We start from the raw sequence: 3,093 nt of genomic DNA, 5'->3' as shown, positions 1-3,093 counted from the left end.
GAAGCAGGCCACCATCATCCCCATCGACAGAATCAGAAAGCAGGCGGCCGCAATGGCCAGCATCCCGAAGTCGCTGATTCCGCGTGCTACGGTCGTGATGTCGTTTACATGTGTCATATCTCTGCGGGTTCGAGGTTTTTGTGAAACGAATAGTAGTACGCTGCGATGACCCCTCCCTGTTCGACGGGCCGTCCGAGGATCGTCTTGAGGCCCTCGTACTCGTCGTCCGAGAGTTCGACGGGTCCGTCGGATTTGTATACGCGCAGTGCGAGGTCCACGCCCTCGACGCCTCCCAGCCGCGCGAGCAGGTAGTTTCCGAGCTCCTTGCGCCAGTCCACGATCCGCACGAGGCGGTCGTCGCCCAAATCGTAATAGAGTTTGAATTTCGAAAAGTCGATACGTTTCATAAGATATGAATTTTGGAATGTTAAAAAGGCAGTATGCGCCAATATGCACCGTCCCACATGACCGAACAGCTTTGATTTGCCGACAGAATATGACGGGTAATAATAGTACCGTCGGAATCCTTGATCTTGTCGGAGGAGCCGTTATAGGGGAGGATGTATGTACCCGAGGTGCTGCATTGTACGACGTAGTATATTTCGCCGATTCGGGCAGAGCCGCTTGGCGGGAGATAAATACTTGCTCTGGCGGTATTTTTCATGACGAACATCTGTTCCTTTCCTGCACGGGCGCCCCCGATCATATGGCCCGTACCTGTAATGGACATCGTTCGATAATGGATGTGTCCCTGTATGGCTCCGTGGATCGTTTCGATATCCCCGGCATTCGCTAAAAATGCGTATGCCTTCTTTCTATATGTATTCCTCATATAAGCATAATATGCCACAGACGCTTCGTATGGAATCTCCTCATTGACCTTGGCGACGAATTGTGCAGCGGCCGAGGTGAATCCCTGATAGGTAGGCATGATTTCCCCCAATGACACACCGGTTGCATGCATCTTTGCATAGCCGTCTTCGTTCCAACTATACACCATTCCGTCTCCGATTTTGATTCCGTGTGTCGTGTCGTGCGACGAGATGAGATAAAGTCCGTCGATTTTGAAGTCGCCGAAAGAACCGGCCGTTGCGGTGATCGTCCCCTTTATATAAGCCTCCTCGGCATATGTTGCCCCATTAGGGTATACCCTGAACTTCGCGCTGTTGGCGTCCGCGGCGGATGCGGCTCCGGCGAAGATCATCGGACAGCTCCGATCGTCGGGTGCGAAGTCCTGCCCCGTCAGGAAGTTCTTTCCGGTAATCCCTGCGACGACCGCCTTCGCCGAGTTCTTCACGCCGAGAAAGCTCGCAAGATATAGTCCGCCGTACTCAATCGTATCGTCGTTTTCGAACGCCTTTTTCAGGTACTCCAAATTATCCGCGGCGATCTTCGCTTGGTCGATCTGCTTCTGCACATCCTCCACGGACGGGGACCACTCGGTGAGCATGTTTCCCGCCGAGCACATGATGTTGCGGAAAGCTACCGTGTCATCGGTACCGACATCGGCATAACATACGAAAGAGCTTCCGGCGGGTCTGTTCTGAACCGCCGAGAGACGATACCACTTTCCCGCGGCTTCGGCCGGGAGCGTCGTCCGCACATTCGCCGCCTTCTCCCATCCGAGGGCGATACTCACGGATTTCGAAGCGTGCACCCATACGGATACGACGTACTCGGTTCCGCTCTCCGTTTCAAGGTCGGACGAAACGATGTACACCCCCTTTCCGATCCCGGATAATCCTCGCAGCACCAGACTGGAATACCCTTCATAGGTTTCGTTGACCGGCCCGGCGCCGTTTCTCGCCCACGGGCCGCCGTTGGCATCGGTCGTCAGGGCCGCCGAATCGGGCAGGATGTTCACCGATGCCGGGCGTAGGTTGTCGATCTCCGCCTGCCGGTCGGCCGTCGAGGGGCTCCACGATGGTTCGGGTTTGTTTCCGCGCACCAGCATGACCTTTTCATAACGCACGGTATTTCCGGCCGTGCTGCCCCATCTGCCGGCATAGAGGATCAGGTGTGCCTTGTCGGCAGCCCGCGTAACCGTATATACGGCCGTACGGCTGTCGGCCGTCAGCGTGGCTGCATCGGCGAGTGCCACGTTCGCGGAGTAGTCGTACAGTTGGGCGGTGAACCCGGTCGCGGTTCCCGCCAGCAGGTCGATGCTGCCCACCGACAGGGCGAACTGGTCGCCGACGGCGACGGCTCCGACGGCGAACCCGGTCTGGGCGTAATCGTTGTCGCCCGCGCCGATCGTGCGGCTTTCCGTATTGTCGATGATGTTCACGCCGCTGTATTCGGCATCCTCGGGCGAAGCGGTCCAGACGATGCCTTTGTTTCCCTGCGCGAGTTTCGCACCGCACACGTAGGCTTCGTTTCCGACCATCACGCGAAAGAGCACGTTGCCGCCCTTGGCCTCGGAATAGGTCCGGAACGTAACCCAATAGCGTTTCCATTCTGTCGTCAGATCGTAGGGACAATAGGTGTCGCGGCCCGTATATCCTGCGGCAGTGCCGTTTGTGGCGATGATCTCCTCGTTGACATAAGGCCAACAGTACGAAATGACCTGTCCGACACCCTTGGCCCAGAAGCTGAGCGTGTACTCGGTCGAGGGCAGCAGTGAAACTTCCTGCTGACGTATTTCCTTATAGTCGACGGTCGATTTGCCATAGTATACCGTAAGACCGTTATAGGTCTCGGCCACGCTTTCACCCTTGCCGGTCCATCCTTTCGTGAAGTCCTTGGTGTGGCGCAGAAGGTTCTCGCCCACGGGCTGCACTTCGGACACGAGCCGCTCGGAGTAGGCTTTCGCGGCGGCTGCGATCGCATCGAGGATCGTTTCGCGCGCCGTGTAGTAGGCCGCGATGTTCGCGTAGTCCGCCCCCACCGCAATGCTCTCGGGCGTCGAGGCCGTGTATTTGGCGAGCGCCGCGTTCGCGGCATTGTACGCTGCGGTGTAGTCGGTTGCCGGGACCGAATATTTGGACGCCTGCGCCGTGATCTCGGCATGCTCCGACTGTATGTCCTTCTGCTGCTGCCGGAGGGCCGTTTTCTCCTGCGGCGAGATGTAGCTGTCCGAGGCCCATGTGGCGA

Annotated in this window: 2 protein-coding genes; both read right to left on the bottom strand. The window is 57.5% G+C overall.

The features are described 5' to 3' along the window. Nucleotides 1–113: 113 nt before the first annotated feature. Complete coding sequence (locus BN3659_RS05000; protein WP_091535073.1) at nucleotides 114–407, bottom strand: hypothetical protein; 294 nt, start codon at nucleotides 405–407, stop codon at nucleotides 114–116. Nucleotides 408–427: 20 nt separating this feature from the next. Beyond that, nucleotides 428–3,093 (bottom strand): carbohydrate binding domain-containing protein (locus BN3659_RS04995; protein WP_141682495.1); only part of this gene is annotated, 2,666 nt, incomplete at its 5' end.

It is taken from the genome of Alistipes sp. CHKCI003 (genome assembly GCF_900021155.1).
In the GTDB taxonomy this organism is placed as follows: Bacteria; Bacteroidota; Bacteroidia; order Bacteroidales; family Rikenellaceae; genus Alistipes; species Alistipes excrementavium.
The sequence above is the reverse complement of the archived record's forward strand: the minus strand, read 5'-3'. Positions and strand labels throughout refer to the sequence as shown.